Below are 13,657 nucleotides of genomic sequence, written 5' to 3' on the forward strand. Positions count from 1 at the left end.
AAAATTTGGTATACGCGGTTACGTTTACAGCTGTTTAGTGTTAGTCTTTGCGCATGGTTACTTCTCTGCTCTCCACCGACGATCTCACACAGGCTCGGGCACTGCTCGAAGCAACCGGCCTGCAGTTCGAGACGCCCTATGACGACCTGGTCGGCATCTTCGAGGCGGGGCGCCTGGTCGCCGTCGGCGCCCGGCAGGGGCGCACCCTGAAGATGCTCGCCGTGGCGCCGTCGCACCAGGGGGGGACCCTCCTGGACGAGGTGGTCACCGAACTGGTCGGGCGCGGCTACCAGGAGGGGGTCGACTCCTTTTTCGTCTTCACCTCGCCCGCCCTGGCGCCCAACTTCGAGACGCTCAACTTCAACCTCCTGGCCGCTTCGGGGAAGACGGCGCTGCTCGAGTACGGCGACGGCCTCAAGCGCTACCTCGCCCGCTACACCCGCCTCATCCGTCCCGGCAACAACGGCGCCATCGTGGCGAACTGCAACCCGTTCACGCTCGGGCACCGCTACCTGGTCGAACAGGCCGCGGCCGCCGTGGACCAGCTCTTCCTTTTCGTGGTGCGCGAGGAGCGCTCGCTGTTCCCCTTCGGCACCCGCCTGCGCATGGTGCAGGACGGCACCGCCGACCTCGCCAACGTCACCGTCGTCGATACCTCGTGGTACGCCGTCTCCAGCATCACCTTCCCCACCTACTTCCTGAAAGACGGGGACCCGGGCGGGGCCATCCAGATGGAACTCGACCTCCTGCTCTTCGCGCAGCGGATCGCGCCGCACTTCCAGGTCAGGACCCGCTTCGTGGGGAGCGAGCCCCTGTGCGGCACCACCGCCGCCTACAACGAGGCCATGCACCGGATACTCCCTCCCCTGGGGGTCGAGGTGCGCGAGATAGAGAGAAAGAACGCGGACCAGAGACCGATCTCCGCCTCGCGGGTGCGCGAGATGCTCTTGCGCGGTGAGCTGGACGGGATCGCGGAGCTGGTGCCGGTCAGCACCCTGGACTTCCTCCTCTCCAGCGAGGGGATCAAGATCTGGGACAAGGGAGGAGCTAGATGAAGATCGTGAAGAAGGCGCAGGCCGGGACCATGCAGTCCAGCGACCTGATGGTGTTCCTGGAACCGGCCGAGACGCTGAACGTGACCATAGAGTCGACGGTTTTGAAGCAGTTCGGGGCGCTGATCCGGGGCAAGGTGGACGAGGTGCTGGCAAAGCACGGCATCGACGCGGGAGAGGTGCGCATCACCGACCGCGGCGCCCTGGACTACGCCATCGAGGCGCGCCTGGAGACGGCGATCATGCGGGCGACGGAGGGGTAAATGGAAGGTCTCTGGTACAAGGAGTGCAGTAACGGCAGGCGCTTCATCATCAAGATCACGCCCGGGGAGAGCCTCACCACCCGGCTTTTGCAGTTCGCGCACCTGACCGACGTGCGCTACGCCATGATCGTCTCGGCGCTCGGGAGCGTGAAGAACGTGCGCCTGAGGGGGATCAAGACCGGCGCGAAACTCCCCATCACCGCGCCGCGGGTCACCATCCACGACATCGAGGGGCCCTGCGAGCTTCTGGGGCTGCAGGGGAACATCGTTCCCGGCGAGCAGGACCTCCTCGACTGCCACTTCCACATCATGATGTCCAAGTCCTCCGGCGAGGTGGTCGGCGGTCACCTCTACGACGCGGAGGTCTTCGCCACCTGCGAGATCGTCCTCACCGAGCTCGACGTCTCCGGCGTCGAGCGCCACGTTTCCAAGGTCGGGGGGATCCCCACCATCTACATCGACGAGGAGGCGCCCTGATGGCCGGCTTCAAGCTGAGACGCTCCCTTTTGTACGTCCCGGGCAACATGCCCTCCATGCTCCAGAACATCCCGATCTTCAACTGCGATAGCGTCATCATCGACCTCGAGGATGCCGTCCCCCTCTCAGAGAAGGACGCGGCGCGCCACCTGGTCAAGCGGTTCCTGTTGAACTACACCGACCGCAACAAGGAGCTCCTGGTCCGCATCAACCCGCTAGACACCAGGTGGGGCTACGAGGACCTGAAGGTGGTGCTCCCGGCCATGCCGGACGGGATCCGGCTCCCCAAGGCGGACACACCCGAGATCGTGGAGCGGCTGGACACGCTTTTGACCGAGTTCGAGGAGGAGCTCGAGGTGGAGATCGGCCGCTTCGGCATCCTCCCCTCCCTGGAGAGCGCCCTGGGCGTCATCAACGCGGTGGGGATCGCCAACAGCTCCGAGCGCATCTTCGCACTCGCCTTCGGCGCCGAGGACTACACCGCCAGCATGGAGATCGAGAGAAGCCGCGGCGGCGAGGAGCTCTTCAACGCCCGCACCCGCGTGCTCTGGGCGGCCAAGGCGAAGGGGATCCAGGCGGTCGACACCATCTTCGCCGACGTCTCGGACATGGAGGGGCTCCGGGCCGAGACCGAGCTCGCCAAGAGGCTCGGCTACACCGGCAAGTGCCTGGTCAACCCGCGCCAGATCGAGGTGGTGCACGACGTCTTCGCCCCCAAGCAGCACGAGGTCGAGTACGCCCTGCAGGTCATCGAGGCGATCCAGAGGGCGCGCCAACTCGGTACCGGCGTCATCGCCCTCGGCGGCAAGATGGTGGACGCCCCGGTGGTTAAGCGCGCCGCCCGCGTGCTGCGCACCGCCTACGCCCACGGCATGGTGGATACCCTGATCGACGAGGAGGCGATACATGGCGCTCAATAGCCTGGGACGGGAGATCCCGGAAAGCTACGCGGGGAGACCGCTCATCCCTTACGGCGACCCGTACGCCATCCGGCCGCAGGGGAGCGTCGCGGCCCGCCCCCTGAAGCGGGTGAACCCGGGGGAGAAGAAGCTCCTTTCCTCGCTTAGGGAGGCGATCGAGGCGAGCGGGCTCAAAGACGGCATGACCATCGCCACCCACCACAGCCTCAGAAACGGCGACTTCCTTTTGAACCGGATCGTGGCGGAGATCGCGCAGCTGGGGCTCAGGGGGATCTGGATCGCCTCCTCCTCGGTGCACCCGGTGCACGCCGAGATCATCCCGCACATAAAGAGCGGCGTCATCGCCGGCTTCCAGTGCGGCGTGAACGGCCTGATCGGGGAGATGGCCACCCGCGGCGAGATCTCCTGCCCCATCGTGGTGAGGACCCACGGCGGCCGGGCCCGCTCGGTCCTCGAGGGGAGCGTGCACATAGACGTCGCCTTCATCGCGGCTCCCTGCTGCGACGAGTACGGCAACATGAACGGCTATTACGGCCCCTCGGCCTGCGGCAGCCTGGGCTACGCCCAGATCGACGCCACCTACGCCTCCTGCGTGGTCGCGGTGACCGACAACCTGGTCCCCTTCCCGGTGGTCCCGGTCAGCATCCCGCAGACCCTGGTGGATTTCGTGGTGGTCGTGGACCGGCTCGGGGACCCGGCGAAGATCGTCTCCACCACCACCCGCGTCACCACCGATCCGGTCGGGCTGCAGATCGCAAGCTACGCCTCGCAGGTGATCGAGGCCTCGGGGCTTTTGCGGGACGGCTTCTCCTTTCAGACCGGCTCGGGCGGCATCTCGCTCGCCGTGGCCGAAAAGGTGCGCAACGCCATGCGCAAGGGCTCCATAAAGGGGAGCTTCGGCTGCGGCGGCATCACCGGCTACTTCGTGGAGATGCTGGAGGAGGGGCTCTTCTCCGCGCTCATGGACGTGCAGTGCTTCGACCAGGAGGCGGTGCAGTCGATCGGCAGAAACCGCGCCCACCAGGAGATCAGCGCCGACATGTACGCGAACCCCTTCAACGCCGGGGCGGTGGTGAACCGGCTCGACTGCGTCATCCTCGGGGCCACCGAGGTCGACACGGCCTTCAACGTCAACGTGAACACCGAGTCCAACGGCTACCTCCTGCACAACACCGGCGGGCATTCGGACACCGCTGCCGGCGCAAAGCTCTCCATCATCGTGGCACCCTCGATCCGCGGGCGCCTCCCCATCGTCAGGGACCGGGTCACCACCGTCACCACCCCGGGGGAGACCATAGGCGTCGTGGTGACCGAGCGCGGCATCGCGGTGAACGACCGGCACGCCGAGCTCAAGGAAGAGCTGATCAGAAGGAAGCTGCCGGTGAAGGAGATCGCCGACCTGCAGCGCGAGATCTGCCGGGTCACCGGCACCCCGCGCCCTCTGGAGTTCGAGGACGAGGTGGTCGCGGTGGTCGAGTACCGGGACGGGAGCATCATCGATGTCGTCAGACGCGTTAAGGAATAGCCTGCTCGCGGCCCGGGACCGCCGCCAGGCGCTTTTGGACGGCCTGTTCCCGACCCCTTTCCCGGCGACGGTCATGCTGTCGCTGAACCTGCCGGGGCCTGAGAAGAGCGGGGCGCGTGCGGAGCGGCTCTTCGCCTGGGGGGAAGAGGCGCTCTTCGCTACCCTGAAGGTGACCCCGGTGCTGCGCGGTTCCGATGCCCTGGGGCCCTTCGCCCTCTACCACACCCGGCTCGCTGCGACCCAGGTGAAGCGTCTGGGGATCGCGCTGGAGACCAGGCACCCGGCCGGGCGGCTCCTGGATCTGGACATCTACGACCACTCCGGCAAGCAGGTCGGGCGCGCCGAGCTCGACATCGCCCCCCGGAGCTGCCTGATCTGCTGCGAGCCCGCGCTCGCCTGCATCCACGCCAAGCGCCACAGTACCGAGGAGCTGGTGCTGAAGACGAGGGCGGTGATCGATGCGCTCTGAGCTCGCGCGGCTGGCGCGGAACCTGGTGCGCGGAGCCTTCCTGGAGCTCTACCTGACCCCCAAGCCGGGGCTCGTCGACATGAACGATCCCGGCTCCCACCACGATCTGTCCCTGGAGCGCATGGAAGCATCCCTGGAGGTGGTCTCCGGCTACCTCTGCCGGCTGGCCGAGTCACTGTCGTGCGGCGAGGAACTGGCGAAGCAGGTGCGCCTGGGGATCGAGGCCGAGCAGGCCATGCGGGAGCGTGCCGGCACCAACTGCCACAAGGGGTACATCTTCCTGAGCGGCCTCCTGTTGGCGGCGGCGGCCCAGGCGCCCGGGGGAGGGGAGCAGGCGCTCAGCGAGGCGGTGGCCGGCATCGCCAGCCGCCTATTTGCGCAGCCGCCGCAGGGGCAGAGTAACGGCAGCCGCGTCTGCGACAGCTACGGCGCCCGGGGGATCCGGGGGGAGGCGCTCGAGGGGCTCCCGGCGCTCTTCCGGGAGGCGCTCCCCGCCTATCGTCGCGAGCTGGCCGCCGGCAACAGGGGGAGCGCGGTGTACGCCATGCTCGGACGCCTGATGGCGACGGTCGAGGATACCACCGCGCTGCACCGCTGCGGCAGGGAAGGGCTGGGGACGGTGCAGGAGGACGGCCGGGCGCTGGAGCTTATGGTGGCCCGGCGCCACGACTTCCTGGAGTTTCTGTCCCGGCGCAACGAGCACTACGTGAGCCGCAACCTGACCATGGGGGGGGTGGCCGACCTGCTGGCACTTTCCTTCGCCTGGCTGTGTCACACCGGCGAGCTGGAGCCTCTCCCGCAATAGTGGCGGCCCGGTTTGACAAGGCTTGGTTAATGATATTTAATTTCGCCTATGGCTCATTACACCGCGACCCATAGCGCGATCGCCCTCCTGCTTCTTCTCTGCAGCGCCGCACCTGCGGCGGCCGGTGCCGCCATCGGCCTTGTTTCAGGATTCCTGCTCCCCCGCCTGCTGCACTACGACCATCTCGACACGCCCGAAACCCGACAGCGGAGCGGCGGTGCCGTCATCAAGGGATTCTCCTTGCGCCCGCTCCTTTCAGCCGGCAGCGCAGGCGTCGCCTGCGACATGAGGTACTAGCCATGGACGCTACCAAGAGGGACGACCGCCCCACCAGGCACCCCTGGGAGAGGGCGCGGGCCGGGGCGCTGGCGGCCCTGTTGGGTAACACGCTGCACGAGGGGGTGAAGGTGCTCGGGGTCGGCTGCGGCGACTATCTCTGCCGCACCGTCTTCGGCGGGCTGGAGCACAAGGAGGTGGCGGCCGTCGAGATCGAGCCTCCCGAGGCGCGCCTGGAGGAACGGGAGCCCGAGCCGGGCATCAGCTACCGCCGCGAGCTTCCCCCGGGGAGAAACCGCTACGACCTCGCCTTGATCCTCGACGTGTTGGAACGGGTCGAGGATGACCGGGGGTACCTGAAGCGGGTGGTGCGGCAGCACGTTGCCGCAAGGGGGAGGGTCCTGGTCGCCGTCCCCGCCTTTCAGGCGCTCTACAGCGGGCATGACTGGTTTCGCGGTCACTACCGGCGCTACCGGCTGAGGCAGGTGGAGCAGCTCGCCTGGAGCGCCGGGCTGGTCGTGGTGAGTTCCGGCTACCTGTTCGGCTCGCTGCTCATCCCGAGGTTCCTGTCATCCCGGCTCTATCATTGGGGGAGGGTGCGAGACCCAGGCCCCTGGCGGGGTGGGCGGCTGTCGGCCTCGCTGCTCGGCAGGCTGCTGGAGTGGGACAACATGGTGATGATCGCGCTGGCGCGGGCCGGCATCCTCCTGCCGGGTGCAACCGCCTGGGCGTTGTGCGAGAACCGGCGCGGCGGCAATTGACACATTGTTTTAATTTGACAGTGGGCTCTCCGATAACGTATACAGATTTAACAAAATTACCGGGGGTTACTTGAGCATGGTTGTTTCATCAGAACAAACTGCCGGTTCGGAGCCCACCACACAGAGGACGGAAAAGTACATGTTGAATCTGAAACCGGAGGTAGTAGCCCAGCTCGAGCGAGTGCTCAGCTCTGTCGAAATGTTGCTCCCCAGGGCGGTCAAGGCCGTCAACTGGGCCACCTGCCACGCCGCCAACTGGCGCCGTCACTCCTTCTCGGGATACCTGGAGGCGGTGAAGGTCACCGACCAGACCAGGCTCGACGACCTCCTGGGTTGCGAGAAGCAGAAAGAGATCATGGTCTACAACACGCGCCAGTTCCTTAAGGGGCTCCCGGCCAACAACGCGCTCCTCTGGGGGTCGCGCGGCACCGGCAAGTCCTCCATGGTGAAGGCGCTCCTGAACGAGTACGCCCACGAGGGGCTGCGGGTGATCCAGGTGGAGAAGGAAGACCTCATCTACCTCTCCGAGATCTTCAGCGCCGTCGAGGACCAGCCCTACCGCTTCATCCTTTTGTGCGACGACCTCACCTTCGAGATCGGCGAGCTCTCCTACAAGATGCTGAAGAGCGCCCTCGACGGTTCGGTGTACTCGGCCCCGGAGAACGTGCTCATCTACGTCACCTCGAACCGGCGCCACCTGCTGCCGCAGTACAACACCGACCTCTTGGGCGGCAAGTACGTGAACGGCGAACTCCAGGAGAGCGAGGCGATGGAGGAGAAGGTTTCCCTCTCCGACCGCTTCGGCCTATGGGTCGCCTTCCACGTCTTCACCCAGGACCGCTACCTCGACGCGGTGCGCCAGTGCGTGGAGCGGGAGGCCAAAAACCGCAACGTCAGCATCTCCTGGAGCAAGGAGCTGGAGCTGGACGCCATCCAGTGGTCGCACGACAAGACCAAGCGCTGTGGCCGCACCGCGCTGCAGTTCTCCAAACACTGGGTTGGACGCTACCTGCTGGACCAGGCCTCGGCCTGACTTCGCTGCCACGCCGTTTGACCAAAACGAGGCGCGCTCCTTCCGGGAGCGCGCTTTTTTTTTCATGTGTACCGGGAGCCTTCGTTTCTAAGTGTTAAAATTCCAGGGCCGTCCCGCAAAGTCCACTAGAGTGATGCTTATACAGTTATTACCTTGACAATTATCAGGTCAACATATATATAGGAATTCGAATATATCTCGATTCGATATTTTGACTGTACCGGCAAGGAGGTTTCCGGGTGAATCACAGGTTTCTACCGCTCATCGCTCTGCTGATGGCAAGCTGTGCGGCGCCGGCCTTCGGCGAGGTGGTCACGCTGCCGGAGGCCGTCAAGCGCGCCCTGGAGAGTAACCACCTGCTCAAGGCGGCCTCGCTGGAGCGCGGCGCGGCGGAGCAGGACGTGGCGGCCAGCAGGAGCCGCTATCTGCCCCGCGTGGCGCTGGAGAGCGGAGCGGTCCTCTCCAACACGCCGAGCGCGGTGTTCATGATGAAGCTGGACGAGGGGCGCATCAACCCCGGCAAGGACTTCGCCGCCGACACCCTCAACAACCCCTCGCCGCGCGGCGACTTCAAGACGGCGCTGACGCTCGAGCAGCCGCTGATCGATTTCGGCATCTCCACGGGGGTGGCCCTGGCCGGGAAGGGTTCCGAGGCGGCCGCGCTCTCCGAGGAGGCCAGGCGCGAGGAGATCACATTCCGCGTCTACCTCGCCTACCTGGGGGTGCGCAAGGCGCAGGCCTACCGCGAGGTGGCCGACCAGGCGCTTTTGAACGCGCGGGAGCATGACCGCCTGGCGGCGGTGCGCGAGAAGGACGGCATCGGCCTCAAATCGGACCGGCTGCGCACGGCGACCTCGGTGGCCGAGGCGGAGCAGCGCGCGATCTCGGCGAAGAACGACCTGCTGCTCGCGCGCCTGAGGCTCAACCTGGTGGTCGGCGGAGCCCAGGGAGAGCCTCTGGACGTGGGGGAGCTCCCCAGCCTGGCGGAGCCCGCGCAGGAACTTGAGCAACTCATTGCCCTGGCGAGGCTAAACCGCCCGGACCTGAAGCTTGCGGAGAATTCGGAGCAGCGCGGCGAGCTGGCGGTCCGGCAGGCCAGGAACGCCTATCTCCCGACCCTGTACGCGCGGGGGAGCTACCAGATCAACGACCGTGACCTTCCCCTGGGGACCGACAAGGATTCCTGGACCGTGGGGGTGAACCTGCGCTGGGACCTCTTCGACGGCGGCAGGCGGTCCCACGAGAAGGAGAAGGCGGAGCTGATCCGCAAGAGCGCGGCCGAACTGCTGGAAAACGAGCGGAGGGAGGTGGCGCTGCAGGTGACCGAGAGCGTGTTGCACCGCCAGGAGGCGCGCCTGAAACTGGCGAGCGCACAGTCCGCGGTGCGGGATGCCGAGGAAAGCCGGCGCCTGGTGACGCTGCGCTTTGGCAACGGCCTTTCGTCCCTGGTGGAGGTGATGGACGCGGAAAACGCGCTCACCCAGGCCCGCGCCAACCTGGTGGAGGTCGATAACGGCTTCCATGCCGCGACGGGGGAGATCTACTTCCGTGCCGGCGTATTCGTGAAGGAGGTTCTGCAATGAGAACATACCGGGCGGCGTTGGTTGCCCTAGTGATAGCGAGCGGCTTCGGCTGCGGCAAGAAGGAAGGGCACACTGTCGCTCCGGCCGCGCCGCCGGTGGTGACGGGCGCGACGGTGCAGACCCTCGCGGCAGAGGACCTGCCCGATGTCCAGGAGGCGGTGGGCACGGTGCGGGCACGCAACAGCGCGCAGATCGCGGCCCGTATTCCCGGCAGCGTGAGCCGGGTCTTCGTGCGAGAAGGCGACCGGGTCGGGCGCGGGAAACTGCTCGTTTCCATCGAGGCGGTGGAAAGCGGCGCCGCTGCGGCCGGGGCTGTGTCCGGCGTCGAGGAGGCGGCACGGGCACTCTCCGAGGCGCAGGCGCAGAAGAAGCTGGCAGAGGTCACCTTCGACCGCTACTCCCGGCTCTTCGCGGAGCAGGCGGTCACCCGCCAGGAGTATGACACCAGGAAGACCGCGCAGGAAGTGGCGGCTCAGGGGGTAGCCCGGGCCGAGGCGCGCCTGGCCCAGGCACAGCACGGCGCCCAGGCGGCCGGCGCCGTCGCCGGGTACGGCAGGGTGGTTTCCCCAATCTCCGGCGTGGTGGTGGCCAAGCAGGTCGAGGCGGGGCAGACCGTCTTTCCGGGGACCCCGCTTCTGACCGTCGAGGGGGATGACGGGTTCCGGCTGGAAGTGGCCGCCCCCGAGACGCTTCTGGGCAAGGTAAGGGGAGGCGACCAGATCGGCATCGCCGTCGAGGGCGCGCCGGAAACGGGGCGGGTCTCCGAGGTGGTCCCGGTGGTGGACCCCGCCACCCGCACCTTCACCGTGAAGGTCGATCTCCCCTCCGGCAGGCTCCGTTCCGGCAGTTACGGCAAGGCCTTCTTCAAGACCGGCTCCCGCAAGGGGATCGCGGTCCCGGCAGCCGCGGTGGTGCAGCGCTCCTCGCTCACCTCGGTCTGGGTGGTGTCGCCCGAAGGGCTGGCCCGTCTGCGCCTGGTGAAACCGGGGCGTGCCCAGGGGGGACGCGTGGAGATCCTCTCCGGTCTTTCCCCGGGAGAGAAGGTGGTCACGGCCGGCATCGACAAGATGGTGGACGGCGCCAAGGTGCAGTAGTCGTGGGAGATTGACTGGGTGCATTGCCTGACGCAGCTTCCCCCACCCCCCAAACCCCTCACCCCTTCGCGTGCTGAAGTGCTACGCGGCGCACGCCCGCAAGGGGAGGGGGGGCGATAAAGCTCCCGTCATCATTGGAGAACGCATGAACAACCTGGGCTTCGCGGGCAAGATCGCCCGCGCCTTCATAGATTCCAAGCTGACGCCGCTCATCGTGGTGGCCTCGCTTTTGATCGGGCTCTACTCGGTCATCGCGACGCCGCGCGAGGAGGAGCCGCAGATCGTGGTCCCCATGGTGGACATCTACCTCCCCATGCCCGGCTCTTCCCCGAAGGAGGTCGAGGAGCGGGTGGTCACCACCTTCGAGAAGAAGATCTGGGAGATTAACGGGGTCGAGTACATCTACTCCGCCAGCCGCCAGGGGATGGGGATCATCACGGTCCGCTTCCTGGTGGGGGAGAGCATGGAAGACTCCCTCGTCAAGCTCTACAACAAGGTGATGAGCAACCGCAACCTCCTCCCCCCGGGGGCGGGGGAGCCGCTGGTGGTCTCCAAGTCCATCGATGACGTCCCCATCGTCTCGCTCACGCTCTGGTCCGACCGCTACGACCACAACGCCCTGCGCCGGGTGGCGCGGGAACTGTGCGACGACCTGCAGAAGGTGCAGAACGTCGCCCACTCAGAGATCAAGGGGGGGGTGTCGCGCGAGCTGAAGGTGCAGCTCGACCCGGCCAAACTTTCCTCCTACGGCCTGACCCCGCTCGCGGTGATGGGGGCGCTGGAGAAGGCTAACGTGTCGCAGCGCGCCGGTTCCTTCGCCTCGGGAAACCGGGAGTACAGCCTGGAAGTCGGCGGCTTCATAGCCGATCCGGCCGACGCCGGCCGCCTGGTGGTGAGCGTCAAGGACGGCCGCCCGGTCTACCTCTCCGACGTCGCCACGGTCACCGACGGGGTCCAGGAACCCAAGGACTACGTCTTTTTCGGCCTAGGCCCCGCTGCCGCGCACAAGGGTCTGAAGGGGGGCGCCGCGGACTACCCGGCGGTCACCATCGCCATCGCCAAGAGGAAGGGTGCCAACGCGACCTGGGTGGCCGAAGACCTCCTGAAGCGGGTCGAGTTCCAGAAGGGGAAACTGATCCCATCGGAGATGCAGGTCACCGTCACCAGGAACTACGGCGAAACCGCCAAGGACAAGAACGACGAGCTCCTGTTCCACATGTTCCTGGCGGCCATCTCGGTCACCATCCTGATCGCGGTCTTCATGGGGTGGCGCGCCGGCGCTGTCGCGGCCATCGCGATACCCGTGACGCTCGCGCTCACCATGTTCATCTTCAACCGGATCGGCTACACGCTGAACCGGATCACGCTGTTCGCACTGATCTTCTCCATCGGCATCCTGGTGGACGACGCCATCGTGGTGGTGGAGAACATCCACCGCTACTTCACCACGACCAAGTTCAAGCCGCTTGAGGCGGCGATCCGGGCGGTGGACGAGATCGGCAACCCTACCATGCTGGCTACCCTGGCGGTGATCGCCTCCATCCTCCCCATGGGGTTCGTGGGGGGGCTCATGGGGCCGTACATGCGTCCCATTCCGGTGGGTGCCTCCATGGCCATGGTCTTCTCGCTCCTGATCGCGCTGACCGTGACCCCCTACTTCGCCTACCGCTTCATGAAGGGTGAGTCCCACTACGGCACCGAGGCGGCTCCCGAAGAGACCTGGATGACCCGTTTCTACCGGCGCATGATGGGGAGGCTTTTGCACGACAAGAAGGTGCGCTACGGCTTCCTGGCCATGGTGGTGGTCCTGCTCATCCTCTCCTGCTCGCTGATCTACTTCAAGGCCGTCACGGTCAAGATGCTCCCGTTCGACAACAAGAGCGAGCTGCAGCTGATCGTGGACGCGCCGGAGGGGACGACGCTGGAGGACAACGCCCGCATGGTGGCCGAGCTCGGGGAAGCGCTCAGGAAGGTCCCCGAGGTGACCGACTTCCAGAGTTACGTCGGCACCAGCTCTCCCTTCAACTTCAACGGCCTGGTGCGCCACTACTACCTGCGCCAGGGGCCGAGCGTGGCGGAGATCCAGGTCAACCTCGAGAGCAAGGACGAAAGAAGCGCCCAGTCGCACGACATCGCGAAAAGGATCCGCCCCGCCCTGAAGGCGATCACCGACCGTTACGGCGCCCGGCTCAAGGTCGCCGAGATCCCCCCCGGCCCCCCGGTCCTTTCCACGCTGGTGGCCGAGGTTTACGGCCCCGACCAGCAAAGCCGGGTGGAGATCGCCAGAAAGATACGGGACATCTTCAAGAAGACCCCGGGGGTGGTCGACGTCGACTGGTACCAGGAGGACGATCACCCCACCATGCGCTTCGAGGTGGATCGCGAAAAGGCAGCACTCTCGGGCGTCGACGCGGCCCAAGTGGTGCAGACCCTGAAGCTCGCGGTAGGGGGGACCGACGTGGGGCTCATGCACGTGCCGCAGGAGAAGGAGCCGATCCGGATCAACCTGCGCCTGCCGGTAGGCTCCCGAAGCGACGTCTCCTCGCTCTCCTCCATCTACGTGGCGGGGAACAAGGGGAACGTGCCGCTTTCCGAGCTGGTGCGCGTGGTGCGCGGGGTGGAGGAAAAATCCCTCTACCGGAAGAACATGAAGAGCGTGGTGTACGTGATCGGGGACGTCGCCGGGGTGATCGAGGCGCCGGTCTACGCCATCCTGAAGATGCAGAAGGATATCGACAACATACCGCTCCCCGGCGGCTACCACATCGAGCAGCGCGCCGCTTCCCAGCCCTGGAGCGAGGAGCGCCCGGGCATCAAGTGGGACGGCGAATGGCACATCACCTACGAGGTGTTCCGCGACCTTGGTGCCGCCTTCGCGGCGGTGATGGTGCTCATCTACGTGCTGGTGGTGGCCTGGTTCCGCGACTTCACCACGCCGCTGGTGATCATGGCGCCCATCCCGCTCACCCTGATCGGCATCCTGCCGGGTCATGCCGTCATGGGGGCTTTCTTCACGGCCACCAGTATGATAGGCTTCATCGCCCTGGCGGGGATCATCGTCCGTAACTCCATCATTCTGATCGACTTCGCCGAGCTGCGGCGACGGGAGGGGATGGCGCTGGACGAGGCCATCATCGACGCCGGCGCGGTCCGCTTCCGCCCCATGCTGCTCACCGCGGCGGCCGTCGTGGTGGGGAGTTTCGTGATCCTGTTCGACCCGATCTTCCAGGGGCTCGCGCTCGCCATGATGTGCGGCGAGATCGCCTCCACCACGCTTTCCAGGATCACCATCCCGATCCTGTATTTCATGGTGCAGTCCTGGAAGGAAAAACATAAAAAGCAGGTCGAGGTTGAGGTTTAGGTTGAGAATAAGCTAGCATGTGTGCGACGGGTAAGGTC

General features: G+C 66.0%; 13 protein-coding genes. All 13 read left to right on the forward strand.

The features are described 5' to 3' along the window. Positions 1-53 precede the first annotated feature (53 nt). Entirely contained in the window at positions 54-1,055 is a 1,002-nt protein-coding gene (gene citC / locus KOM00_RS17755) for a [citrate (pro-3S)-lyase] ligase (RefSeq protein WP_216500280.1), read from the forward strand. Beyond that, a complete protein-coding gene (gene citD, locus KOM00_RS17760) occupies positions 1,052-1,315 on the forward strand; it encodes a citrate lyase acyl carrier protein (protein ID WP_216500281.1) in 264 nt (87 codons plus the stop codon). The genes citC and citD overlap by 4 nt, the downstream gene beginning before the upstream one ends. Continuing rightward, positions 1,316-1,792: a PPC domain-containing DNA-binding protein gene (locus tag KOM00_RS17765; RefSeq protein WP_216500282.1), complete on the forward strand. Its 477-nt coding sequence runs from the start codon at positions 1,316-1,318 to the stop codon at positions 1,790-1,792. Then, entirely contained in the window at positions 1,792-2,712 is a 921-nt protein-coding gene (locus KOM00_RS17770) for an HpcH/HpaI aldolase/citrate lyase family protein (RefSeq protein WP_216500283.1), read from the forward strand. The genes KOM00_RS17765 and KOM00_RS17770 overlap by 1 nt, the downstream gene beginning before the upstream one ends. Next, positions 2,699-4,237 carry a citrate lyase subunit alpha gene (gene citF, locus KOM00_RS17775; RefSeq protein WP_216500284.1) on the forward strand — a complete coding sequence of 513 codons (1,539 nt, stop codon included), beginning with the start codon at positions 2,699-2,701 and terminating at the stop codon, positions 4,235-4,237. The genes KOM00_RS17770 and citF overlap by 14 nt, the downstream gene beginning before the upstream one ends. Beyond that, positions 4,212-4,706, forward strand: coding sequence for a citrate lyase holo-[acyl-carrier protein] synthase (locus KOM00_RS17780; RefSeq protein WP_216500286.1), 495 nt, complete (start codon positions 4,212-4,214; stop codon positions 4,704-4,706). The genes citF and KOM00_RS17780 overlap by 26 nt, the downstream gene beginning before the upstream one ends. Then, positions 4,696-5,511, forward strand: coding sequence for a triphosphoribosyl-dephospho-CoA synthase (locus KOM00_RS17785; RefSeq protein ID WP_216500287.1), 816 nt, complete (start codon positions 4,696-4,698; stop codon positions 5,509-5,511). The genes KOM00_RS17780 and KOM00_RS17785 overlap by 11 nt, the downstream gene beginning before the upstream one ends. Positions 5,512-5,559: 48 nt before the next feature. After that, positions 5,560-5,808 (forward strand): hypothetical protein, encoded by a 249-nt coding sequence (locus tag KOM00_RS17790; RefSeq protein ID WP_216500289.1) that lies wholly within the window; start codon positions 5,560-5,562, stop codon positions 5,806-5,808. A gap of 2 nt (positions 5,809-5,810) precedes the next feature. Further along, a complete protein-coding gene (locus KOM00_RS17795; RefSeq protein WP_216500291.1) occupies positions 5,811-6,548 on the forward strand; it encodes a class I SAM-dependent methyltransferase in 738 nt (245 codons plus the stop codon). A 139-nt stretch (positions 6,549-6,687) separates the two neighbouring features. Then, positions 6,688-7,581: an ATP-binding protein gene (locus tag KOM00_RS17800; RefSeq protein WP_216500292.1), complete on the forward strand. Its 894-nt coding sequence runs from the start codon at positions 6,688-6,690 to the stop codon at positions 7,579-7,581. 239 nt (positions 7,582-7,820) lie between these two features. Further along, positions 7,821-9,164, forward strand: a complete 1,344-nt coding sequence (locus tag KOM00_RS17805; RefSeq protein ID WP_216500294.1) for a TolC family protein — start codon at positions 7,821-7,823, stop codon at positions 9,162-9,164. Continuing rightward, entirely contained in the window at positions 9,161-10,258 is a 1,098-nt protein-coding gene (locus KOM00_RS17810) for an efflux RND transporter periplasmic adaptor subunit (RefSeq protein ID WP_216500296.1), read from the forward strand. The genes KOM00_RS17805 and KOM00_RS17810 overlap by 4 nt, the downstream gene beginning before the upstream one ends. Positions 10,259-10,403: 145 nt before the next feature. Next, positions 10,404-13,619 (forward strand): efflux RND transporter permease subunit, encoded by a 3,216-nt coding sequence (locus KOM00_RS17815; RefSeq protein ID WP_216500298.1) that lies wholly within the window; start codon positions 10,404-10,406, stop codon positions 13,617-13,619. Positions 13,620-13,657 lie beyond the last annotated feature (38 nt).

The organism is Geomonas diazotrophica, from assembly GCF_018919385.1.
Taxonomy (GTDB): domain Bacteria; phylum Desulfobacterota; class Desulfuromonadia; order Geobacterales; family Geobacteraceae; genus Geomonas; species Geomonas diazotrophica.